The following is a 22,945-nucleotide window of genomic DNA, read 5'->3' as shown; positions in this document are numbered from 1 at the left end:
AGCACAGCGTAGAACCGAAGGCTATAATTAACGACTTGCGTGGCTGTTTTTTGCCCGTCGTTTTAACTGTTTCCCAACTTGGATGATATCTATGGATCATACTCCGCAGTCGCAACTTAAATTGTTGCTTGCTAAAGGTAAAGAGCAAGGTTATTTAACCTATGCAGAAGTGAACGATCACCTACCTGCTGACATGGTCGACTCAGACCAGATCGAAGATATTATCCAGATGATCAATGACATGGGTATTCGAGTCTATGAACAGGCTCCGGATGCTGATGAAATCATGATGTCTGAAGACAGCACCGATGATGATGCTGCCGAAGAAGCTGCCGCCGCACTGGCTACAGTAGAAGCTGAACTAGGTCGTACTACCGATCCAGTACGTATGTACATGCGTGAAATGGGTACCGTTGAACTACTGACCCGTGAAGGCGAGATTGTAATCGCTAAGCGTATTGAAGAAGGGATCAACACGGTTCAGGCTTCGGTCGCCGAATACCCGCAAGCAATTTCGATGATCCTTGAGCAATTCGATCGTTATGAAGCGGAAGAAGTTAGACTATCTGACATCATCTCTGGCTTTATCGATCCAAATGCTGAAGATGTTGCTCCAGCAGCAACTCACGTCGGTTCAGCTCTGTCTGAAGCAGAATTAGAAAATGCTGATGACAAAGATGACGACGAAGATGAAGAAGAGGAAGGTCCAAAAGGTCCCGATCCTGAAGAAGCTAAAGAGAAATTCACTACGCTTCGTCTAGCTCATGAAAGAGCATTAGAGATCATCTCGATAAAAGGTCGTGGTCACCCAGAGTCGACTGTCGCACTATTTGAAATCGGCGAGATCTTTAAAGAGTTCCGCTTAATGCCTAAGCAGTTTGACCGCTTAGTTAAAAGCATGCGCGCCATGATGGACAAAGTCCGTGTTCAAGAACGTTTGATCATGAAACTTTGTGTCGAACAAGCAAAAATGCCAAAGAAAAACTTCGTTAAGGCTTATACCAGCAACGAAAGCAGCATTGAGTGGTTCAACGAAGAGCTCGCATCTGGCAAGTCATATGCTGAAGGCTTAAAAGTCGTCTCGTTTGACGTGCAACGTTGTCGTTCAAAGCTTGATGCCATTGAGAAAGAAACTGGCCTAGCTATTGGTGCGATAAAAGATATTAACCGTCGTATGTCCATCGGTGAAGCAAAAGCTCGTCGTGCGAAGAAAGAGATGGTTGAAGCGAACTTACGTCTAGTAATTTCTATCGCTAAAAAGTATACCAACCGTGGCCTACAGTTCTTGGATCTAATTCAAGAAGGTAACATCGGTTTGATGAAAGCGGTTGATAAGTTTGAATACCGTCGTGGTTATAAGTTCTCAACTTATGCAACATGGTGGATCCGTCAGGCTATCACTCGTTCAATTGCTGACCAAGCAAGAACCATCCGTATTCCTGTACATATGATTGAGACGATCAACAAGCTAAACCGTATCTCTCGTCAAATGTTACAAGAGATGGGCCGTGAACCTTCTCCTGAGGAGCTTGCTGAGCGCATGTTAATGCCTGAAGACAAGATCCGTAAGGTACTAAAGATTGCTAAAGAGCCTATCTCCATGGAAACACCAATTGGTGACGATGAAGATTCGCACTTAGGTGACTTTATTGAAGATACGACTCTTGAGTTGCCATTGGACTCAGCGACAGGTGAAAGCTTGCGTAATGCAACACACGAAGTACTTGCTGGCTTAACCGCTCGTGAAGCTAAAGTACTGCGTATGCGTTTCGGTATCGACATGAACACCGACCACACGTTGGAAGAAGTAGGTAAGCAGTTTGATGTAACCCGTGAACGTATTCGTCAGATTGAAGCGAAAGCGCTACGTAAATTGCGTCACCCTTCTCGTTCAGAGATTTTGAAGTCTTTCCTAGACGAATAGTCTAAGAGTAAGAGACGAGTAGCCTTAAACTTAGGGCGAATAGTCTTAAACTCAAGACTCAAAGTCTGATTAAAAAGCTGCCAATTGGCAGCTTTTTTTGTATCAATTCAAGCGAATCGGCTGGATATTGATTAACAGATAAGCAGTTGAGCAGTTAGAGGTGGATTCTACGAAAAACTCAGGTGACAAGCGCTTTTAAACCTCGTATACTTCTTTTCGCTTTCGGTAGTGACGACTATCTTAAGTCGGCCCCTTAGCTCAGTTGGTTAGAGCATACGACTCATAATCGTCAGGTCCCCAGTTCGAGTCTGGGAGGGGCCACCAATTTTGATAAGCCGCTTGAATTTATTCAAGCGGCTTTTTCATGTCTGGAATTCCTAGGCTGGGAAAACGCCGCTAAGCCAAAGAGCATAATCGTCATCAATGCACGCAGTTCGAGTCTGGGAGGGCCACCAATTTTGATAAGCCGTATGGAGAAATTCATACGGCTTTTTCATGTCTGGAATTCCTAGGCTGGGGAAACGCAGCTAAGCCAAAGAGCATAATCGTCATCAACTAATGCAGTTCGAGTCTTGGAGTGGCGCTAACTTTGATAGCCTGCTTAAAAACACTCTAGCAGCTTTTCATGTCTATAATTTAGTGACCTATAAACCCTAAAGCCAATTCGAACTGACTTCTGAATTTAAGATTAAAAAGAGGAGACTGATTGTTTAAATCCCCCTAGGGTTAATGCGGTTATATGCCCTATTTTCAGCCTCTTAACTTAACATTCAATTTAAATGCAGCTTAGCTGATGACTCAGTTCACAAAACAGGGCTAAGCATGGTGCGATAAGCTATTTTTAAAGTAACATCAAAGCAATAGATAAGCTTTAACGAATATTCAGCTTGACTAATACCTAGTTTTTTCGACTAGCGTAATTCAAGGCTAATATTAGTTAGCATTGCAAGCTACCATGTCAGATATGAACCAATTTAAAATAATGAGGTAACACCCAATGAACACATTCAATAAACTACTACTCGCTTCAACCTTGAGCATGGCAGCGATAACAGGTACTGCACAGGCAAGTGATCTAAAATGTAAGGTCACCGGTGGTGACGATATCAATATGACCAATATTGAAATCTTACGTTCAAATGAGTCAATTGTTAAGATTGATGGTGGTTACAAATCAGCAGTGCTAAGTAACATCTACCGCATCGATGGCGTTGATGGTAAAGACATTAGCGAAACACCTACCTATCTATACTACAGCCAGTATCCACTCGCTGACCACGCGTTACGCGCAACAGTACAAGTCTACGGCGAAGACGCTGTTATTGGCCTTTGTACTGTTACTGAAGAAATGTAAGCGGTAACTTTATTAGTTAGATTCATACAGCCGCTTTCGGCAAACTAAATTTTTTGGCCGTATTATGAGTGAGTAAGGCATCAAACTGCATTTGATGTTTTACGACTCTACACAAGGTGATGTTATGCCGGCGAACTCTTACTCCCAGCCGGTCAATTAGATCCATGCTTTATACCATTCATAAAGGCATGATCCGCTATTGCTAACATAGCCAAATCTTCGTCGGTATCTCCATAGGCAAAAACTTCAGCATAATCGCTCAATGTAAACTGGGTTTGCACCTTGGTTGCTTTCATCTCACAGCTACAATCACCGGAGACATAAAACCCGCTGTAGCGTCCCCTCTTAACCGACATTTCACTGCAGATTAGCGTTATTCCCATTGATTCACACCATGGTCGTAGATAGAGATCTAACGAGGCTGATACCAATACCACATCAGCACCCTCGGCTTGGTGCCGTTTTAGCGCAGCGAGCATTTCGGGGCGAATAGAGAGCGGAATAACATTGAGCGCGTACTGTTTACCCAGAGTGGTTATAACCGCTTTATCTCTGCCCACAAAAGCACAGTAGCTAACCAAAGGTCGTAGCTTTCTCGCGGGGATGATCCGTAACCGATAAAGTGCATACAAAGGAGAAAGGAAAATAGAACCGAGTACCAGACGCACAGGGCTAGCTGAATAAAGGATAAAACGCGTATACATGTCATGGCGGGTTAGCGTGCCATCAAAATCAAATAGGGCAAGTTTCAAGCAGTACTCCTCTAGTAAACAATCCATGTTGCAAGAGTAACTCAATAATCAATCACTGGGTTAATGGCTAATATAAGTGATAATAAAAAGGGCTGCCATGGCAGCCCTTTAACACATAGAGGTTGCGTTATGACTCGGCGATAACTTTACGTTTTTGGTGGGCTAAAACCAGTCCAATTAAACAAATCACCCCCACTGCAATACCCGCTGGCTGACTCATGGATTGAGGCAAGCCTAAACCAATCCCTGCCGTCATAATATATGACACAGTGATACTCGTTCCAACAATAGCTGGTAAGCTCACGATCCAGTGGAATGTGCCGCGGTCGAACAAATACTTAGTCGCTAACCACAGCACACTAGTAGACAGCAGCATGTTGGAGAATGCGAAATAGCGCCAAATCAATGAGAAATCAATTTTAGTCATAAAATAGGCAATGATTAAAATTGGAATAGCTAAAAGCAAACGGTTACGCATGCTTTGTGGGATCTTAAATGCGTCTGTAATGGTTAAACGTAATGAACGGAATGCAGTATCACCCGAAGTAATTGGGAATATCGCCACCGCGATAATCGCCATAATACCACCAGCTACACCGAGGTAAGTTGAAGCGACTTGATTCACAACAAGACCTGGGCCGCCAGCATCGAGAATACTCTTAAGCTCTACATAGCCACCAGGGAACGCCGCAATACCCGCCAACGCCCAAACACAAGCTACAATACCTTCAGACATCATCGCACCATAGTAAACCGGACGAACATATTTCTCATTGGTTAAACAACGCGCCATGATCGGGGCTTGGGTTGAATGAAAGCCACTAATCGCACCACAAGTAATCGTCACAAATAGCAGCGGCCACACAGGTAAACCATCAGGATTAGGCGCTAAAAGATCATTGTTATAATGACTATGGTCGAAGTAAGCAAAAATATCACCAACCTCAGGTAGCTGTGGCGCACTAATTAGCAGTGCCACTGCAATAGAGAGAGTCATCACTATCATCAATAAACCAAAGAATGGATAGAGCTTAGTGATGATTTTATCGATAGGTAACATAGTCGCTAAAAAGTAATAACCTAAAATTGCCAACACCCAAAAAGTATTATTGGCAAAAATAGTACCTTCAAAGTAATCCAAGCTACTTAACAGCCCGGCAGGGCTCATGATAAATACAACACCGACAAAGAATAACAACATCGCGGTAAAGACGAGCATTACGCCTTTGAAGTAAACATTAAAATAGTGCCCTGCAATTTCAGGAAGACTCTTACCGTCCTCTTTAATGCTTAAAACACCTGAGAAATAGTCATGTACAGCACCACCAATGATATTACCTAGCACTATCCATACCAGTGCTATGGGTCCATACAATGCGCCTAAGATAGGCCCAAATATCGGTCCTACACCAGCCACATTCAGAAATTGAATCAGGTAAGCTTTAACAGGATGAACTTTGACGTAGTCCACCCCGTCGTCAAAACGAGCTTGAGGCGTTTGAGCTTTAGGGTCTATCCCTGCTTGGCGCTCTACAAACGGGCTGTAGAACTTGTAAGCGAGCACTAACAGCGCAATACAAATAAAGAAAATTAGCATTTTTTGTTAATCCATTTTTTGTAGGGTAATTATTGTGATTAAAGTGTCAGGCACATCCTATAGTGCGGTCAAGTAACAAAGTGTTAGACCTAGGTCGGGTTCGCATTTTCCATTTTTTAACATAGAATATTTAATTTGCTATTTAGATAATGAAATACCTAAACCTAAAAATAATCACACTCGCCGATTAACGACTGACGTTAAATAAGTGTTTATCTCTGATGTAAAAAACTCAATCGATAAAATTCAACATAACATTAAGCAAATCATTCCTACGCTCATCCAAATAGGGTAGATTTAGACAACAAATCTAACGAGATAATGAACAAGCACATGAAACAAAAGAGCATATTAGTAAAGAGCTACTTTGCAAAAATTGAGACTGATAAGCGTGAAGAGATGTGGGCTGCTAAACCTAAAACCTCTGAATGGGAATACTCAAACTGTAAGGTCGACTCAGAAAGGTTGAATAATGACCTGCAACAAGCGATTGAAAGCCTAAATCAACAAGGTTATCGCGTTATGCAGATCACCTCGATAACCTCAGGTGATTATCATTTTAGTGATCACGTCAGTGATAATCATCTGCTTGGCAGTGGCGTCACGACCGAAGGTGGTTATGGTTATGGATTTTCCTATACCGATAGCTTGGTTATTTTAGCTGAACAAACACAGCAACCGCCATCACAGGAAGCAGAGTTAGAGCCAGAGTTAGATCAAATTGTAATATCCGACGCTGTCATTATTGTGGACTGATGACAATCAAGATCCAGCGATGGCTATACATTGTTAAATAAAATCTCTAACGTTAAGGTGATGACTACCTGATTAATACGTTCAGACTCGGCATTTTCTTTGCTCCAGTTATATTCCGGTGTCACTGAAAAAAACAGCCAATCTCGGGCAAAATTCTGCCTGTAAGTTAAACCGATATTGGCGTTCTTAATGTAGTAGTAGGACTCATCGACACTGTGTATTGCCCCTTGATAACTAATCGCCTGCTTGCTGCTGATATATTGATAAAGCTGGACGCTCGATCCTAACTCCCAGCCAATACCACGAGATTCGTATTGAGCGGCGCCACTCCAGCGAATTAAGAAAGTTTCATTAAATGAATGCTCTATATCCAGTTCACTAGACTCTCCGGTGACCTTTTTATCTTGATATAGTTTTTGGGTAAAACGAGTGATGGTGCTTTCTGATAATGGATAAGTGTAGCGCCAGCGAGCCTCAATTTTAGGATTAAAGCTAGCTTGAATATTAAAGCTGCTACGTCCTTTAGCATACCAGTCATAACGAAGGCCAACTTCCGCTTCTCTTTCTGTATTAGGCCCTTTAGAGGGAGCAAATGGATCGTCTTCATCCGACGTTTCTAATACCAATTTGAGACGTTTATTGACACCCGGTAAGTTTAAGCGCGCACTAAAGTTGGCTCGGTAACTAAAGTCCTCCTTCTGGTAAAAAGAGAAGTCATTAAACCAGCGAATAATGGTACCGGCTCTCGCATCATCTTCTACTCTTTCATCGACAAAAAAACTATCAAACCAAATAGCGGGCTGGCAAAACTTAGTGTTGAGGTAATCAAAGGCTCGATCAATAGCATGATCATTTTGCGATAGGCTAAAACAGGGATCTTGTTGTGCTACACCCGCACTGCTGTCTATAGCACTCTCAGCGGTCGAGCTTTGTGTTATATCTGAGGCATCGGTTTTACGGTTAGCTTTTACGTGCGTGTCATACTCTAACAATGCTTTGTCAGCAGCAAAAACGGGAGCTAAAAAGATAAAGCTCGCAATAGAGAGAAGAGGGATTGAATTAAACTTCAATGACAAACACCATTCAACAATACTCTCAACAAGAACATCTGTTGCAATAGTAACACCCACAACTTGGCTACACTAATCTAACTCCCCATAACAGAATCAACTCTCTGATAATGAATGTGTTAGCCCTATAAACCTTGCAGCTTAATCTGGCAGTGCTCCAACAATACATTTCAACTTTAAAGCAACGAAAAAAAGCAGGAACAAAATAACCATCCTGCTCTGAAGGGAGCGCAAGCAGCTAACTAGATTGATCCTATACCTCAGCATGGAAATACTAGCAGCTGCAAATCTATTACTTATTAATATTTAGCTTGTAAAGTTAGCCAAAGCTTATCGGTATCATTTGAAAAGCCATATCCTGCATCTGCGCCACTAAAGCTGGCGTACTTAACACCAACACTATAATGCTTAGCAAACGGATAAGTCGCGGCTACACCCCACTCTTTACCCATGTCGATATCGCCAAAATCTGAATCAAACTTATGATATTTAGCTAATAGTTTTAAACCTGCAACTTTTGCCGTCAAAATAACATGGGCATCAACAAGACCATTTTCCCAGTTACCTTTACCACCGAATAGGAACTTATCTGTCCAACCGTTAAAAGCATGTAGGGTCGCTAACGGTGTGATAAAACCAGCCTTGCCGTCGTCAGAACCAAGTACTTCGTAGCCAGCTTTAAAACCGAAGCTAGCTAAATTAATACCCGCAGCTAACTTATAGTAAGAAGCACTATAACTAACAGGGTTGTCGGCCGCTTCAGATTGCTGTGCAAACTCCGCTTCATAAGTTAATTTAAGTGCGTCAAATTTCACATCACCCGTTGCACGAATACCATAGGTATCGGTTGAGAACGCTGCAACGTCTTGATTATCAATTAAATAGCCATAACCTGTTATTTTTGCAAAGTCTAAGCCTGAGTAATTAATGTTTACCAGGTTGGTTTCATTCTCATGCTCATCTTTACCTGAGCCTTCTGGGAAGATACGGTTAACCGTAGCAACATAAGCGTAGTAAGCTGTTAGACCTTCAATTGCGGTATTTTTTACTGAAAATGCATCATAAGTTTGCTCATTCTGACGGAAACCTACGCCACCAACAAAACGCTGATTATCGAGAAGAATACGTTGACGGCCAAACTTAGCCAGTGTTTCGGCTGGACCTTTATAGCCAATGAACCCTTGGTTAATCTGTGTATAAGCATAATCGGCAATAAGTGACTCATTATCCGTAGAGCGAACATCATCAATCTCAGCAACCGCAAACAGGTTATAGATATCGCCAGTTTGGTAGTTTAATCGTGTACGCAAGGTGGTTTGATTCTGCTGGTCAACGTTGGCTACATCGACATCTTCAAACCGAAGGCGGAACTGAACTTTAACTTTTGAGTCATCAATAAAGGCTTTTTTTAGTGGATCAACCGTGTCGGCTGTGGCGGCAGTAGAAGTTAAACTTGCAAGTACGGCTAATGCTAGGGCGTTGACTTTCATTTATTTTAATCCTTTAGTTTCATCATTCTCAAGAGACGTTATAAAACTGATGCCAGTTTGAAAACGTGATCTAGAACAATGTTACTAAATGATTGCATTATTGTTTCCGCAATTGTGAGCAAGATCATCACTGCATACTAATTTAGTAATACCTACAAATAGGTACACCCTTATTCCTCTTAAGTTTTTATTACTGCTAGAGGTAAATATCAACACAGATAAAAACTAGTGAAACCTCCCTCCCCAACACAAAGTATGCCTAAACTCAGTGAGTAGGCATACTTTGAATATGACTTAAGACTACAAGTTGCCGAACTTACCGTTAGTATTTTTCCATTGTTCTTTATTTAATATGGTTTCCATTACATCCCAATGCTCTGCAATTTTACCATTTTCAACACGGAACAAGTCATAATAGGCGGTAGCTTCCCCAGCAAAACGCCCTTCACTTATGGCTAATACAAAATTACCTTCACCGAGTACTTTATAGCTTTTGCTGTACTCCATGGTGATCCCTTGTATACCCATAGCTTCAATTGCTTGACCTAATCCCGATAAGCCATCAGCGATTGCGGTGTTATGCTGTAAATAATTGTCGCCATCAAAATACTTAGCAAGCTTGTTATACTCAGCATTAACCAGAATAGTCTCCACAAAGTCAGCGACTAATAGCTTATTTTCTGCCGTTTTATCCAAATCTACTATCGTCGTTGTACCGTCTAATTGTGTTCTACCGCTTGGGTTAGGTTGCTCAGCCTTTTCAGCTAAGTTATCCCAATGTTCAACAATTTGACCATTTTCAAATCGGAATAGATCAAAGCCTACTTTTGGCCCGAAAAAGTTGTAATCTGTATGCGTAAAGACATAGTCGCCATCTTCAAATGCACGTACCACATTAACCTTTGCACTGCCTTTTGGCAGCGCTTGTAAAACTTCGCCAAATCCAGCTAAACCGTCTGCAACCGCTAAATTATGTTGGGTGTAGTTATTCGAATTCACATAACCGATGGCTTTGCTGTCACCTGTTTCTATTGCGTTAAGTAAGGCTACTGCTTTTATTTTATTTGAAATATCCATTGTTGACTCCGAATCTGTAGAAAGAGTTGAGCAGCCTGCCAATAGGCTTGTGCTAACCAGTAATGTTGCAAGTAATTGGGTTTTCATTGTGTATCCCTAACAATTGAATTCGGAGGCATTGTAGGGTTTGCTCACGGCGTTGAGCAGGTGAAATCAAGCTGACAAATGGTAAATATCGAACCTTAAGTTATCCGTTTAAACTGACTAGGCGTCATCAACGTATGTTTCTTGAAGTACTTAATAAAGTTGGTAGGCTCATCAAACCCCAAATAGTCAGACAGTTGCTGAACTTGAATATTATCAATAGACAAACGTCGCTTAGCCTCCAAAATGGTATAAGCGTCTATCAACTGCTTCGCGGTTCGGTTGGTTGCCATCTTACAAACTTTATTAAGTGTCTTATATGTCGTACCGATCTGTAAGGCCAACGCCTTAGCATCTCGCGTCTGAGTAAAGGCTACGTTAAGCACCCCAGTAAAGCGATCAAAACACTTTATTTGAGCCGGTGTCATCTGGTGGTGATAAATATCAGGTCTGGATTCACTCACTTTAGTGAGCAGCGCAGCAAATAGCACCTGTAGGTAACTTACATTAGGTTTGGTTAACCCATACTCAGTAAAAATTAACTCCATCAAACTGATTAATGAGGCGGCTTGCTCGACAGATAAGCTGAAGTTTTGCAGATATGAAGCCACTAAGTGAGTGGGAGCAAAAATTTTAATGTCGATGGCGGCAGCCACTCTATCTAAATAGTCATCCGTAAAAATAACTACCTTACCAGCGGGTTGGTTTATAAGATCAAAAGCATGCACCTGGCCTTTATTAACCAGTACTACGCTACCTTTACTCACCTGAATAGTATTAAAATCAACGAAGTGATCTCCCTGCTCCCCCGTAAAGAAGATCAGGTTATGAAAATCTATTCGATGTGGCCTACCTATAAAATTTATCTCTCCTTTGTTAGCTTTCGCATATAAGCTTGAAAGCTCAATAACCTCAAAGCCAACATCCGGAAGCTTGGTATCCCTAAAGCTAATTTCAGGCACTACATCATTCATCGATACTCACTTAAAATTTGTCAGCAAAATCCAGTATACCTAAAGCATAACGCTTTAAATAAAAACAAATTGTATTACCAAGCTGACAATAGGCCAGCTATTGCGCAGCAGTCTAAGCCTCGCTGACATGGATATCGATGCTTAAGTTAACCTAGAGCAACGAACTAGTGCCTAAACCACTTTTCATCGACTTGTATTTAATCAAGTAATTGGCTTTAATTAACGGGCGAATATCGTGTTTACTAATATCAGCTTAAAGGGGTTTTTATGTTAGGTGAAGATCATTCTCTGCTCCATGAGTTTCCTGAATACCACACTATTATTATGCAACGATGTAAAAGTGATGCTGCATTTACTAAAGATGCCAAACATTACGATGCTTTAGATAAAGAGATCCGAGTGCTGGAATTGAACGGCGCACCGATAGATGATAAATCCATGCACCAACTAAAGCATAACCGGGCTGAATTGAAAGACTCGTTATATAAGCGTTTATCAAACAAATAGCGTTTCGCTTATCTAACCATGGTGCATGAGAACTAAACGTACTGCTACGTTAAAAGTAGCCAAATATCGATTAAGGCCAAGGAAAATAACTTGGTCTTTTTTATTGCCGCCACACGCCAACAGCACACTTTAGCAACCAAAAATAAACAAATGTTTCATAACATAGAGTTAACTGGTATCTTTGCCGCGCATATTTAGAAAGGATACCAAACATGTCACTATTAAAACCGTCACCACTTTCATTTTTAAAATCAATTTCAATCGTGAAAATTCTACCTATATTGCTCATTATCTTCGCCTTATTTAACTCTTACTTTATTGTAATAGAGGGACACGTTGGCGTTGTTAAGCGCTTCGGAGAAGCCAAGGAGCAACAAAATCCAGGGTTACACTTTAAGATCCCTTTTATTGAAACGGTAGAGTTGATCGAAGTTCGTACTCGAAAAAATGCCGAGAAGATGGCATCAAGCACTAAAGAGCAGATGCCCGTCACGATTGAAGTCTCGGTAAACTGGACCGTTAACAAAGAGGCTGCGTTAGATCTATTTAAACGTTATGGTGGTTTACTGCAATTTGAACAACGCATTCTTGACCCACGCTTTCGCTCAGCAACAAAAGATACCATCCCTCAATTTGAAGCGGAGCAACTTATTCAAGACCGAGCAAGTGCAATCCAAGGCATAGAGCAGCGCTTAGCGGAAGAGATGGAAGGCTTCCCGGTAGTGGTCGATAATATTCAAATTGAGAACATTATCTTGCCGCAAAAATACATCAACTCAATTGAGATTAAGCAAACAGAGAAAAACCTCGCTGCCGCTGAGGAGCATAAACTGGAGCGTCAACGTTTAGAAGCACTGCGAGCTGTAAACACTGCTGACGCAAAAGCCAAAGGGATATTAAAAATCGCCGAAGCTGAAGCCCAATCAATTTTATTGAAAGGTAAAGCCGAGGCACAGGCCATTGACGCAAAAGCAAAAGCACTTAAAAACAATCCTCTGATTGTTAAGTTAACCGAAGCACAAGCGTGGGATGGCAAACTGCCAAGCACCATGATGGGTAACGGTGTAATGCCTATTATGGATATTAGAGACCAAGACCAAGCTAAATCTAATTAACGGCATATATACCCATCCGACCTGAAAATGCAGGATTCAGTGGGAGTTTAATGGGCTTTAGTCAAGGCATTGATTGCAGCTAATGGTCGCTCCCTTGCTAAAATCAATAACACAGAGTAAATCCCATTAAAACCCATCGCAGAAGGAGTTGTGCAAGCCCACTTCATTGTTGCACCAACTTAAAAGGGAATAACCATTTCCACGTTAACGCGCCTAGAATTGAACTGGCACAACACCTCTGAAACGAGCATTTTCAAGTGGGATGGGTATACACACTTCACCTATGTAATTAATAGAAAGGTGAACAACAGAACGGGGCCTATAGGGCCCCGTTTTCGATCTTTTATTGTCAGACTTAGCAGATAAATCTTCTTATTTAGCTATCCTCAAGTAATACCCACTGTTAGATTGAAATAGCTTTGATTGCAATAAAACACATTATCAATTATTCATTGATAATAATTCAAAATTTAAGCTGTTTTTATTTTTAATGGTTAGCGCTAATATGCAGCCCATAGAAAGCACGCATCGAATGCGCCGCCGACAACAAAAGTTTAGATTTGAGCACAGGAGTCCAGTATGGCCAACCTCACTATCGTCGCTAACATCATCGCCAAAGTAGACAGCATTGAATTAGTTAAAGCCGAGTTAATCAAGCTTATTGACATTACCCGCGCTGAACCTGGCTGCATCAACTATGACTTGCACCAAGATAATGAAAACCCAGCCCACTTTGTGTTTTATGAAAACTGGCAATCATCTGAACAATTACAAGCACATCTGGCAAATAGTCACCTAGCTGATTACATCGCCGCCACGGAGGGCTGTGTCGAGCTATTTAGCATTAATGAAATGACTAAAATTGGCTGATAACCCCATCCAATCAGAAGATGAAGGATGGGTAACTACATTTTTAATCCCAACTTATAAACAATTTAAATGGGCTAGCTCAATACCACTAGCGCCATAAGGAAACTCACATGACTCACCCTATCATTACCGATTTAGCAAACCGTTACACAGCCAAGAGATACGATAGTTCAAAGAGCGTTCCACAAGCTGATCTTGATGTTATTTATGAAGCAATGCGTTTATCAGCCTCTTCAATTAACTCTCAACCATGGAAGTTCATCGTAATTGAAACAGATGCAGCAAAGCAGCGCATGCATGACACCTTTGCCAACAAATTTCAGTTTAACCAACCCCATGTAAAGTCGGCGTCACACATCATCTTATTCGCACACAACCCAAGCTACACCCGTGAAGACTACGCTAAAGTGGTTGATAAGGGGATTGAAGATGGTCGCACCAAACCCGAAGAGAGAGAGCAGGCGTTTGGCGGTTTTGCCTTTGTATCACTCAACACTGACGAGCTGGGTAACAATGCTGCTTGGACAAAATCACAAACCTACTTAGCATTAGGTAACACATTACATGTTCTCGCCCGTCTTGGTATCGATTCAACAACAATGGAGGGTGTTGATAGTGAACTCATCGGTGAAATATTCAAAGATGAATTAGGTGGTTTTGTCTGTGAAGTTGCCTTAGCCATCGGTTATCACCATAAAGATGAAGATTATAATGCTAACTTGCCAAAATCACGCCTAAGCCAAGCAGCTGTGATGACGGTGATTTAGGCTCTACAAGAGCCTCCATAACTCATAAATAACACCGCTGCTTATTACTTTTAGCAGCGGCTTTTACGCCTTAAAAAAACGCTTTCTAGAGCAATCTCTCTGATATCAATCTCCTCTTCAATGTTAATCATGCAAACTGCTAGCTATATCACGCGCCTTTACACTTCTTTAATTGAACTTGTTAGTGAGATTAATTATTATTCGCACCTTCAAGGCTTACTTGCTTTTTTGGTACAAAATCAGATAAAAATCAAGCTGTTTCTACAACCAAAGGTAAGCTGACAACCATAGATGTCTTGAGCGTATTGTTTGCTCAGACCGATTTGAGAGCACTATAATGAATGTCGTTTCAGCGTTAAAATGGTTCCACAATTGGATTGGTTTTTTGATTAGTATCACGATGCTAATTGTATTAACAACCGGTGTTTATCTTGGCAGTATGGATATGCTAAAGCGCCTCGATAGTAAAGGCCAGCAGTATGCTCCGCTATCAATTGAGCAAAAAGCGGAGGTCACAGCCAGCTTATTTGAACGTTATCCAGAGATAAGCACTGTACGCTTCCCAACAGAACATACTCCGTATATTCAAGCGGCAGCCAGAGGCACGAGTATCGCACTGGATGCTGAGTTAAATGAACTTTCAGTACGCAAATTTTCTGAAGTGCCTATGTACAGTACTGTTTTTTGGCTGCATAGAAACTTCCTACTCGGTGACTTCGGTAAATACCTTAATGCCTGGGCTTCACTGATTGGCGCCGCTATTACCCTAGTAGGTATTTACCTCTGGTGGCGCGTGCGTAAAGGGTTTCGCTTAAAACATAGCATTCCCAAAAATAGTCGCTCAAGCAGCTTACTTAAGAGCCATATTCAACTTGGTCTATTTATCTCCATTCCACTGTTCATCTTGTGTCTGAGTGGTTTCTTAATCACTTATAAGAGCTTATGGACTGGCGCGTTAAAATCTGCACCACAAACAAAAATGAGCTTGCCACAGAGTCAAGCAAGGGACTGGCAGAGTCAGTTGCAAACCGCGCAAACACTATGGCCAGACTCACAGTTAGTCGCCATTAGTAAAGCTCGCAGCAAAAAACCAAAAGCGGGCGAACAGCCTGCTGACGCTAGCTATAGCTATCGGTTCGATAGCCATACTGATGTGTGGTTACGAGAAGCTGATCGTATGACGATGAATTTCGAAAAAGGCACCATTAAAGATGCACTAAAGCATAGCGACAGACCACTTTCTGGTAGGGTGGCCAGCTTTGTGAGACCACTGCATGATGCGCTAAATATGCCCTTTAGTTATGTCGTCTTTATCACGTCGATATCACTCATTGGCAGCATGGCATTAATGTTTAGTGCGATCACATTCTACCGCCGTATATTTCGTAAGTAAGCTGGAGTATTGATTCATCGCACAGGGCGGCTAATTCAGCTTCCCTGTTGCGGAACATCTGCCTTTGCAAACTGCTCTCCCCCACCAGCCTTCTCGCTCTAAACTTTGCTAACAATTACATGGTTGACATTTTGTGCCACTGCTAGAAGATGGAGCCGTTAAAAAATTATAATAACTTCAACAAGGAAGAGCATAAAACAATGAAAAAATCACTCATTGCTATTGCCCTAGCCACTGCCTTTTTGGGCGGCTGCGGCACTTCGGATGTTAACAACAGCAACGACACTACAATCACTAAAACCGCAACAGACCAAGCCGAACTCGGCAGCTTTGGCGTTGATTTATCTGCGCGAAATGAAGAAGTTAAACCCGGTGATGACTTCTTTATGTACGCCAGCGGCACTTGGTATGACAACTATATAATGCCGGCAGACAAGACCCGCTATGGTGCATTCACCGGTCTTGCTGAGCGCAGTGAAAAGCAAGTCAAAGAGATCATCGATGATATCGCCAGTCGCAACGACTTGAATCCTGAAGAGCAACTAATTGCCGACTTCTACCAGTCATACATGGATACAGATACCATCAACAAGTTGGGTATCACCCCAATTCAAGGCACCCTTGATCAGATCTCAGCAATCAATAGTACCGATGATCTGACCAAGATTTTTGGTCAAGCATGGCTTACAGGGGCGACCTCTCCTATCTCAGGTGGGATGTGGTTTAACCGTCTAGATCCAAATCAATATGAGATGTCTATTGGTGCTGGCGGCCTAGGTTTACCCGACCGCTCATATTACCTTGAAGACAGTGAGCGTTTTGTCAAAATCCGTGCCGCTTACGTCAAGCACATAGCCGAGATGCTGGCATTTGCTGGCGTTAAAGATGGCGAAGCGCGTGCACAAGCCATAATTGCACTTGAGACTAAAATGGCTGAAGGCCAATGGCCACGAGAAAAACGTCGTAACCGCGATCTCACCTTAAACCAAGTTAAGCGCAGTGACTTAACCACCCAATACCCAGGCTTTGATTGGGATCTGTACTTTACCCAAACCGGCTATAGTGTTCCTCAGTTGAATATCTCACAGCCTGAGCCGGTAAAAACCATGATCGGCTTAGTCAATAGTGAGTCACTTAAGGTTTGGCAAGACTACCTAACCTTCCACACCATAAGCAATAACGCTGATCTCTTGTCAGAAGATATCTACGCTGCTAACTTTGCTTTTTATGGCAAAGAGTTAAGCGGACAGGAAGAGCCTCGTCCTCGTTGGAAACGCGCTGTATCAGAGATGTCCGGCACTCAGTCATTGGGCTTTGCCATCGGCAAGGTGTATGTGAAGCGCTACTTCCCTGAATCATCTAAGCAAAAGATGTCAGTACTTGTTGAGAACTTGCGTACCGCAATGGGCCAACGTATTGATGATCTCGACTGGATGGGTGCAGAGACGAAAGTCAACGCTCATGCAAAACTGGCCGCTTTTAACCCTAAAATTGGTTACCCTGATGTTTGGCAAGAGTTTGATGGTTTAACCCTCACAAAGACCGATCTAATGGGTAATCTTCACAACCTACGCCAGTACTTTAAAGCTGACAGTGTGGCTAAAGAGCTGAAGAAAACCGATCGTAATCGCTGGGGCATGACACCGCAACGTGTTAACGCTTATTACAATAGCTCATTTAATGAAATTGTATTTCCAGCCGCGATTCTACAACCTCCGTTCTTCGATCCTAATGCCGATGCCGCGGTAAACTATGGCGGTATTGGTGCGGTTATCGGCCATGAAATGGGCCACGGTTTTGATGATCAAGGCTCAAAATCTGACGCTAACGGTATTCAGAGAAACTGGTGGACTGATGCTGACCGCGCCGCATTTGACGCTAAAGCCGATCAGCTAGCAGCTCAGTACAATAAGTACGAGCCAATCCCTGAAAACTTCGTTAATGGCCGCAACAGTCTAGGTGAAAACATTGGTGATGTGGGTGGTCTATCGATGGCTTACCATGCATACAAGCTCAGCCTTAACGGCAAAGAAGCTCCTGTGATTGATGGCGTCACAGGCGATCAACGTTTCTTCCTTGCTTGGGCACAAGTCTGGAAAGAGAAACGCACCGAGCAAAGCATGCTAAATCAGCTTCGTGCTGGTACACATGCTCCAGGACGCTATCGCGCCCAAGCACCGCGTAATCACGATGCTTGGTATAAAGCCTTTGATGTTAAACCAGGTGATGCGCTTTATTTAGCAGAAGATGAGCGGGTACGTATTTGGTAACACTCAGCTTTTAAGCGGTGAGTTAACAGAGCGACTGTTAACACTTAATCAAAGCAATAATGCCAGTCAGCAATTGACTGGCATTTTATTATCAATCATTAAAAGTTAAAGCTATTGGCACTCACCCTTTAATGTAGCTTAGCTAACTTATCGACCAGTACTTCTCTCTTGAACGGTTTTGGCAAGTAATCATCCATACCCGAGTCAAAACACTTTTGAATATCATCATCAAGAATAGATGCTGTTAGTGCGATAATTCTAACTCGCTTGGCATCCTCCTCCTGCTCAAACAATCTAATTGCCTTTGTCGCTTCAAACCCGTCCATCACTGGCATCATGCAATCCATTAAGATCACCGAGAAGTTGCCTATATGGCGTTTATAATGCTCTAACGCTTCCTTGCCATCATTAGCGATTAAATGCGGCATTTTGAGCTTTTTCAAGTTGATGGCAACAACTTGTTGGTTTACTTTATTATCTTCAACCACCAGCACCATCTTGTTATCATCACGCTCCTCCTTTATTGGCGGGAGAATATCCTTACTCTCATGACGATGTGCCACTGACTTAATTAAGGTATCTAAGCGCATTCCTAGCAATGGTATGGTGATGTAACCCGCCACAAGCTCGCCGAAATCATCTTTTTCGGTATTGTTCGAACGTGAAATAAGAATCGGCGTACCTGAAAAGTCCGCCACACTGGCTACAAATGCCTGTTTGTCTTTAATATCTTCAGCATTAAACACCAGCACACTTGTTGGCGTAATCAACGGCACGATTTCATCCACTTGATGGGTTTTATCCAGTTGATGATGTAAACCGATAATATTCTGTATTAATAGCGGACTATGCTGTCTAGCACAATAAATTAAATGCTGGGACACAGGCTGCGCTCCCCTCTCTCCTTCAGTTTGTCGCGCGAAGCGCAACGAGAAGAAAAACTCACTGCCAACCCCTTTGGATGAGTTAATGGCTATTTCGCCGCCCATCATCTTCACCATTCTAGTTGAAATTGATAAGCCTAATCCAGTGCCCCCAAACTCAACTGATGTATTGCTATCCTCCTGTTGAAACTCTTCAAAAATTTGCTTGTGCTTGCTTTCATCTATGCCAACACCAGTGTCTTTAACAGAAAAAAGTAACCCTATAGTCTGTTCGGTTTGTGTTTCTATCTGTAATTTAAATGTCACGGAACCTGAAGCAGTGAACTTAATGGCATTAGAAGCCAGGTTCATCATGATCTGCCGTAACTTTTGCTCATCGGCTCTGATGTAACTAGGAATATTACTATCGATACTGATTCTAAGCGCGATACTTTTCTGCTGTGCCTTGGGAGCGATTAACGCTGCAGTGTCATATATCACCTCTTTGATCGCACAGGTATGCGGGCTTATCTCTAAATGACCCGACTCAATTTTGGATAGATCAAGAATGTCATTGATCAACATCAATAGCGTCTGAGATGAAGAGTTAATGGTGGCTAAGTAATCTTTCTGTATCGCTGAAAGCTTTGAATCAGTTAGAATTTCAGTCATGCCGATAATACCGTTAAGCGGCGTTCTTATCTCATGAGACATGTTAGCCAGAAACGAACTTTTGGCCTTATTGGCGCGTTCCTCTTTGACTCGGGCAGTGATCAAGCCCGACTCCATGCGCGTAATTGCATAGTAGATATAAAAGAGAATTAATATGATAAAGAGCGTCAAAGTGCCCTCCACCATGGCCTGTGTCATAACCAAAGCAGATACACTTGCCTCGACTTTAGTGGGGATACTACCGAACAACATATTGAGACTACCCTCAATATCATGCACGCTTTGTCTAAGCTCACCGTGATAACCTAAGGATTCAGAATAACCACGACGCTCACTTGAGGCCTGTAAACGGTAAAATGCTTGTTCAAAGGCTAAAAATGCCTGAAGCAGCGAACCTGAAGCCTGAGTTTGGTTTTTAATATTCTGCTCAATGTTACTAAACTGCTCAGCAATGTTCGGCAGTAATAATGTGTCATGGCGAGCAAAGAAGTTGAAAATATCTTGTTGATTGTCAATCATCAGGTCTACTAACTGAGGGGCTTTTAAACGATTCGCTTCAGATTGTAACTGGCTGGAGTGCTGCTCCAGAGCCATCGCAAACCCAACGGCGTCCCCTGTACCGCGTATGCTTAACACTTCATCTGTTAACAGCGCAAGGTTATCAACATAGCTATCGAGCTGTTTTAAGGTTTGATGATTATCATAGATAATGTCTAAATCACTTTTAATTAGCAATTTATTAATTTCGGTTAACTGCTGCTCCAAATCCTCCTTTTCCGTTTGAATTAACTCTATGTACTTGGTGTTATGGCGGCTTAAAAAGTCTTTTTCATGGCGGCGGATCATCAGTAAGGTATTAGATGATATTGCCACTTTACTCTCGAGTTCAAAAAGCGCCAATTTAGTATTTGCTACGTAATGCGTCATCAAAATATCAGCAGCAAGTAAGACAAAAATCGATACACTACCAGCGAGCAAGAAATGCTTAATTGACCAACGTCCCTGTTTAAACATGTTTACGTCATCCTAACGAATATGTGTCCTTAAACCATAGGTTATAGCTTGAGTTAATTCCATTAACCACTGGCAAGCTTCAAACGCTTTAGGCTTCCATCCCCATTCTCCGGCATGCACTGTGTTTTCAGTGGGAATTAGAAGTAGTTTAAACAAGACTTAGACCGCTGAGCAATGGCAGAACTATTGACTAGATTATTACGCAGTATCAATCACTTTAGACTCACTAAATAGGGACTCCAAACCGTCAGTACTGGCAGGCAAGTTCCCCGACATATGTGAACGTTCAGGGTAGTGTTCAAATTGCCATTCAAGATGTGCTGGCGGTTGCGGTTGCTGTTCCATACTTGCTAATAAGTCAAAGTGACAGAGTAAAACGACCGCCCTCGCCTGCTACCGATAAAAAGAGCCGCTCACAGCGGACGGTCAACATCTGTCAATCCAGTGATACTCCCAACCATCTCTTTATGACTCCACCAACCATTAGGACTAATGGCTAAATAGTTATTAAATAGCTGCGGCTTACTAAACATGGTATATAGCGCCAATATCCCCCCCACTTGAGTGGCCAATTAGCGTTCCATAAAAAGCCCTGCTTATAAACAGGGCTAAATAGCTGACCTACTGTTAAATAAACTGCAAGGCTAATGCTTGCCCTTTACACCAGTGCGAACCATCTCTTTGCCCGTTGCGAAAATTTCATCAGTTATCCAGCGCGCATGCAGTAACTTGTGGTGACTATCAAAAACAGCAACAAAATGACGACCATCGCTATTGTTGGTGGCCATTCCAACCCCTTCGACACCCACTAAACCTAATCCGCCGTTTTCTACTGACAGCAAAAACTGCTCTAGTTTAGCTAAGCTATCGATAATATTCTGTTCATCACTCATCTTTATACTCTCTTGATTTTTGCGCAGATAACGGAGCTCACGCCCATAGATATACTGCAATATGGTGACTATTTTAACGCTACTAACGCTGAATTTGAACTTAGTTAGCTAAGAATGGCGGCAGAGTTTGACGTAAAGCTGCTGAGCTACTTGATTTTATTCCGATTTAGAGCTTTAGTTTCTTCACAAACTAGTGTTTTTACCTGTTATTTTTAGCTGCTTTTTTTGTTTAACTGAACGTCTATCAAACTAAAGGGTTACGTTATGAAACTTCAATCTCTATCTTTGCTTGTTATGCTAGCACTCTCTTCTGCTCCAGCGCTAGCGTTGAGTTGCCAGTCAAATGACAATGCCCTAACCTCATGGGCACAAAGCGAGCGTCGCAGCGCAATTGAAGCTTTTGTAAAGGAGGTCACTAACCCTGAGAGCCCGCAGTATGTCGCCGCAAAAGATCGCATTGCGGTATTTGATAACGACGGTACCTTATGGTCAGAGAAACCTATGTATTACCAGTTGGTATTTACCATTGAACAGATTAAAGGGCTGGCAAAAAATCATCCTGAATGGAAGACCCAAACGCCTTTTAAATGGGTACTCGAAGACGACATGGAGTCTCTAATGAAAGCTGACCACCATGCATTACTCGAGCTACTGCAAGCGACACATTCAGGAGTAACCGTTGAGGCGTTTCAACAGATAGTGCACACCTGGGTAACCAAGAGTAAAGATCAGCGCTTTAACCGTAGCTACATTGATTTGACCTACCAGCCGATGAAAGAGATGTTGGCTTACTTAAAAGAAAATGGTTTTAGCAACTATATCGTATCCGGTGGCGGCACTGATTTCATGCGGGCATGGACAGAGCAGGCTTATGGCATACCAGCAGAGAATGTCATTGGCAGTAGCTTTGGCTATGACATGGTGAAACTCGACGGTAATACTCTGCTAGTAAAAAATGGCACGCTAGTGTCTAACAATGATAAGCAGGTAAAGGTCGAAAATATTCAACGTATTATTGGTAAAAAGCCAATACTCGCGGTTGGTAACTCCGATGGAGACCACGCTATGTTGCAATGGAGTACCAGCCAGAATAACCCGAGTATGGCAATGATAGTGCATCATACTGATAGCGAACGTGAATGGCAGTATGACCGTGACTCTTCGGTCGGTCGTTTAGACAAGGCGTTAGATGAAGCTAAACAAAAAGACAACTGGCATTTGATTGACATGAAAAATGACTGGTGCACCATTTACACTCCAGCGAAATAATACGCCGTGACTTATTATCGCCGTAACTCCGCAATCGTTGATCCAATGTACGAATGTAGCTAATCCAAAAAAGAAGGCTTGATTAATCAAGCCTTCTTTTTGCTCCGCTATACCGTACCGCTCAATCTCTGCCCCAAAGCTTGCCGCACTAATAACCCCGCTCTGCGCGTTAGGTTAATTTATACGATGTAATACTTTCTCATTACCAATACTTCTATCTACAAAGGTTTTAAT

20 protein-coding genes and 1 tRNA gene are annotated in these 22,945 nt (G+C 42.3%); 11 read left to right on the top strand and 10 right to left on the bottom strand.

Translation table 11 applies throughout. The features are described 5' to 3' along the window. Positions 1–91: 91 nt before the first annotated feature. From rpoD to JK628_RS05600, 3 genes are all read left to right on the top strand, one after another. Entirely contained in the window at positions 92–1,924 is a 1,833-nt protein-coding gene (gene rpoD / locus JK628_RS05610; RefSeq protein ID WP_202288361.1) for an RNA polymerase sigma factor RpoD, read from the top strand. A 247-nt stretch (positions 1,925–2,171) separates the two neighbouring features. Then, positions 2,172–2,248 (top strand) — tRNA-Ile (locus JK628_RS05605). A gap of 673 nt (positions 2,249–2,921) precedes the next feature. Next, on the top strand, positions 2,922–3,278 hold the full coding sequence (locus tag JK628_RS05600) for a hypothetical protein (RefSeq protein WP_202288360.1): 357 nt from the start codon (positions 2,922–2,924) through the stop codon (positions 3,276–3,278). 152 nt (positions 3,279–3,430) lie between these two features. On the opposite strand, the gene JK628_RS05595 is transcribed toward JK628_RS05600, so the two are convergent. After that, entirely contained in the window at positions 3,431–4,030 is a 600-nt protein-coding gene (locus tag JK628_RS05595) for an HAD-IB family hydrolase (RefSeq protein ID WP_202288359.1), read from the bottom strand. 127 nt (positions 4,031–4,157) lie between these two features. Beyond that, positions 4,158–5,627 carry a carbon starvation CstA family protein gene (locus JK628_RS05590; RefSeq protein ID WP_202288358.1) on the bottom strand — a complete coding sequence of 490 codons (1,470 nt, stop codon included), beginning with the start codon at positions 5,625–5,627 and terminating at the stop codon, positions 4,158–4,160. A 333-nt stretch (positions 5,628–5,960) separates the two neighbouring features. On the opposite strand from JK628_RS05590, the gene JK628_RS05585 reads away from it, so the two are divergent. Then, on the top strand, positions 5,961–6,383 hold the full coding sequence (locus JK628_RS05585) for a hypothetical protein (RefSeq protein WP_237524155.1): 423 nt from the start codon (positions 5,961–5,963) through the stop codon (positions 6,381–6,383). A 23-nt stretch (positions 6,384–6,406) separates the two neighbouring features. Here the strand turns inward: JK628_RS05585 and JK628_RS05580 are convergent, their stop codons facing one another. The 4 genes from JK628_RS05580 to JK628_RS05565 all read right to left on the bottom strand — a co-directional run bounded on the left by JK628_RS05580 (position 6,407) and on the right by JK628_RS05565 (position 11,078). Then, positions 6,407–7,453 (bottom strand): hypothetical protein, encoded by a 1,047-nt coding sequence (locus JK628_RS05580; protein ID WP_237524154.1) that lies wholly within the window; start codon positions 7,451–7,453, stop codon positions 6,407–6,409. A gap of 299 nt (positions 7,454–7,752) precedes the next feature. After that, positions 7,753–8,943, bottom strand: a complete 1,191-nt coding sequence (locus JK628_RS05575; RefSeq protein WP_202288357.1) for an alginate export family protein — start codon at positions 8,941–8,943, stop codon at positions 7,753–7,755. A gap of 300 nt (positions 8,944–9,243) precedes the next feature. Continuing rightward, on the bottom strand, positions 9,244–10,107 hold the full coding sequence (locus tag JK628_RS05570) for a nuclear transport factor 2 family protein (RefSeq protein ID WP_202288356.1): 864 nt from the start codon (positions 10,105–10,107) through the stop codon (positions 9,244–9,246). Positions 10,108–10,202: 95 nt separating this feature from the next. Further along, on the bottom strand, positions 10,203–11,078 hold the full coding sequence (locus JK628_RS05565; protein ID WP_202288354.1) for an AraC family transcriptional regulator: 876 nt from the start codon (positions 11,076–11,078) through the stop codon (positions 10,203–10,205). A 267-nt stretch (positions 11,079–11,345) separates the two neighbouring features. Here JK628_RS05565 and JK628_RS05560 point away from each other — a divergent pair, with 267 nt between their 5' ends. From JK628_RS05560 to JK628_RS05535, 6 genes are all read left to right on the top strand, one after another. After that, entirely contained in the window at positions 11,346–11,585 is a 240-nt protein-coding gene (locus JK628_RS05560) for a YdcH family protein (protein ID WP_202288353.1), read from the top strand. A gap of 212 nt (positions 11,586–11,797) precedes the next feature. Continuing rightward, positions 11,798–12,700 carry a prohibitin family protein gene (locus tag JK628_RS05555; protein ID WP_202288352.1) on the top strand — a complete coding sequence of 301 codons (903 nt, stop codon included), beginning with the start codon at positions 11,798–11,800 and terminating at the stop codon, positions 12,698–12,700. Between the two features lie 579 nt (positions 12,701–13,279). Further along, complete coding sequence (locus JK628_RS05550) at positions 13,280–13,570, top strand: putative quinol monooxygenase (RefSeq protein ID WP_202288351.1); 291 nt, start codon at positions 13,280–13,282, stop codon at positions 13,568–13,570. 110 nt (positions 13,571–13,680) lie between these two features. Further along, complete coding sequence (locus tag JK628_RS05545) at positions 13,681–14,337, top strand: nitroreductase family protein (RefSeq protein WP_202288350.1); 657 nt, start codon at positions 13,681–13,683, stop codon at positions 14,335–14,337. 337 nt (positions 14,338–14,674) lie between these two features. Further along, on the top strand, positions 14,675–15,730 hold the full coding sequence (locus JK628_RS05540; protein WP_202288349.1) for a PepSY-associated TM helix domain-containing protein: 1,056 nt from the start codon (positions 14,675–14,677) through the stop codon (positions 15,728–15,730). A gap of 200 nt (positions 15,731–15,930) precedes the next feature. Further along, positions 15,931–18,000: a M13 family metallopeptidase gene (locus JK628_RS05535; RefSeq protein ID WP_202288348.1), complete on the top strand. Its 2,070-nt coding sequence runs from the start codon at positions 15,931–15,933 to the stop codon at positions 17,998–18,000. 128 nt (positions 18,001–18,128) lie between these two features. On the opposite strand, the gene JK628_RS05530 is transcribed toward JK628_RS05535, so the two are convergent. From JK628_RS05530 to JK628_RS05515, 4 genes are all read right to left on the bottom strand, one after another. After that, entirely contained in the window at positions 18,129–20,549 is a 2,421-nt protein-coding gene (locus tag JK628_RS05530) for a hybrid sensor histidine kinase/response regulator (RefSeq protein ID WP_202288347.1), read from the bottom strand. 198 nt (positions 20,550–20,747) lie between these two features. Next, complete coding sequence (locus tag JK628_RS05525; protein ID WP_202288346.1) at positions 20,748–20,894, bottom strand: hypothetical protein; 147 nt, start codon at positions 20,892–20,894, stop codon at positions 20,748–20,750. A gap of 68 nt (positions 20,895–20,962) precedes the next feature. Beyond that, positions 20,963–21,121 carry a hypothetical protein gene (locus JK628_RS05520; protein WP_202288344.1) on the bottom strand — a complete coding sequence of 53 codons (159 nt, stop codon included), beginning with the start codon at positions 21,119–21,121 and terminating at the stop codon, positions 20,963–20,965. A gap of 72 nt (positions 21,122–21,193) precedes the next feature. After that, on the bottom strand, positions 21,194–21,442 hold the full coding sequence (locus JK628_RS05515) for a hypothetical protein (RefSeq protein ID WP_202288342.1): 249 nt from the start codon (positions 21,440–21,442) through the stop codon (positions 21,194–21,196). Positions 21,443–21,706: 264 nt separating this feature from the next. On the opposite strand from JK628_RS05515, the gene JK628_RS05510 reads away from it, so the two are divergent. After that, positions 21,707–22,711 carry an HAD family hydrolase gene (locus JK628_RS05510; RefSeq protein WP_202288340.1) on the top strand — a complete coding sequence of 335 codons (1,005 nt, stop codon included), beginning with the start codon at positions 21,707–21,709 and terminating at the stop codon, positions 22,709–22,711. The last annotated feature ends 234 nt before the right edge of the window (positions 22,712–22,945 follow it).

This window comes from Shewanella sp. KX20019 (assembly GCF_016757755.1).
Lineage (GTDB): Bacteria > Pseudomonadota > Gammaproteobacteria > Enterobacterales > Shewanellaceae > Shewanella.
The sequence above is the reverse complement of the archived record's forward strand: the minus strand, read 5'-3'. Positions and strand labels throughout refer to the sequence as shown.

Bases quoted from the DNA above. Each gene is read 5' to 3' on its own strand.
- JK628_RS05525 (WP_202288346.1), bottom strand. From the start codon at position 20,894: ATGGAACAGCAACCGCAACCGCCAGCACATCTTGAATGGCAATTTGAA.
- JK628_RS05575 (WP_202288357.1), bottom strand. From the start codon at position 8,943: ATGAAAGTCAACGCCCTAGCATTAGCCGTACTTGCAAGTTTAACTTCT.
- JK628_RS05545 (WP_202288350.1), top strand. From the start codon at position 13,681: ATGACTCACCCTATCATTACCGATTTAGCAAACCGTTACACAGCCAAG.
- JK628_RS05515 (WP_202288342.1), bottom strand. From the start codon at position 21,442: ATGAGTGATGAACAGAATATTATCGATAGCTTAGCTAAACTAGAGCAG.
- JK628_RS05535 (WP_202288348.1), top strand. From the start codon at position 15,931: ATGAAAAAATCACTCATTGCTATTGCCCTAGCCACTGCCTTTTTGGGC.
- JK628_RS05560 (WP_202288353.1), top strand. From the start codon at position 11,346: ATGTTAGGTGAAGATCATTCTCTGCTCCATGAGTTTCCTGAATACCAC.
- JK628_RS05590 (WP_202288358.1), bottom strand. From the start codon at position 5,627: ATGCTAATTTTCTTTATTTGTATTGCGCTGTTAGTGCTCGCTTACAAG.
- JK628_RS05540 (WP_202288349.1), top strand. From the start codon at position 14,675: ATGAATGTCGTTTCAGCGTTAAAATGGTTCCACAATTGGATTGGTTTT.
- JK628_RS05600 (WP_202288360.1), top strand. From the start codon at position 2,922: ATGAACACATTCAATAAACTACTACTCGCTTCAACCTTGAGCATGGCA.
- JK628_RS05530 (WP_202288347.1), bottom strand. From the start codon at position 20,549: ATGTTTAAACAGGGACGTTGGTCAATTAAGCATTTCTTGCTCGCTGGT.
- JK628_RS05585 (WP_237524155.1), top strand. From the start codon at position 5,961: ATGAAACAAAAGAGCATATTAGTAAAGAGCTACTTTGCAAAAATTGAG.
- JK628_RS05555 (WP_202288352.1), top strand. From the start codon at position 11,798: ATGTCACTATTAAAACCGTCACCACTTTCATTTTTAAAATCAATTTCA.
- JK628_RS05570 (WP_202288356.1), bottom strand. From the start codon at position 10,107: ATGAAAACCCAATTACTTGCAACATTACTGGTTAGCACAAGCCTATTG.
- JK628_RS05550 (WP_202288351.1), top strand. From the start codon at position 13,280: ATGGCCAACCTCACTATCGTCGCTAACATCATCGCCAAAGTAGACAGC.
- JK628_RS05510 (WP_202288340.1), top strand. From the start codon at position 21,707: ATGAAACTTCAATCTCTATCTTTGCTTGTTATGCTAGCACTCTCTTCT.
- rpoD (WP_202288361.1), top strand. From the start codon at position 92: ATGGATCATACTCCGCAGTCGCAACTTAAATTGTTGCTTGCTAAAGGT.
- JK628_RS05565 (WP_202288354.1), bottom strand. From the start codon at position 11,078: ATGAATGATGTAGTGCCTGAAATTAGCTTTAGGGATACCAAGCTTCCG.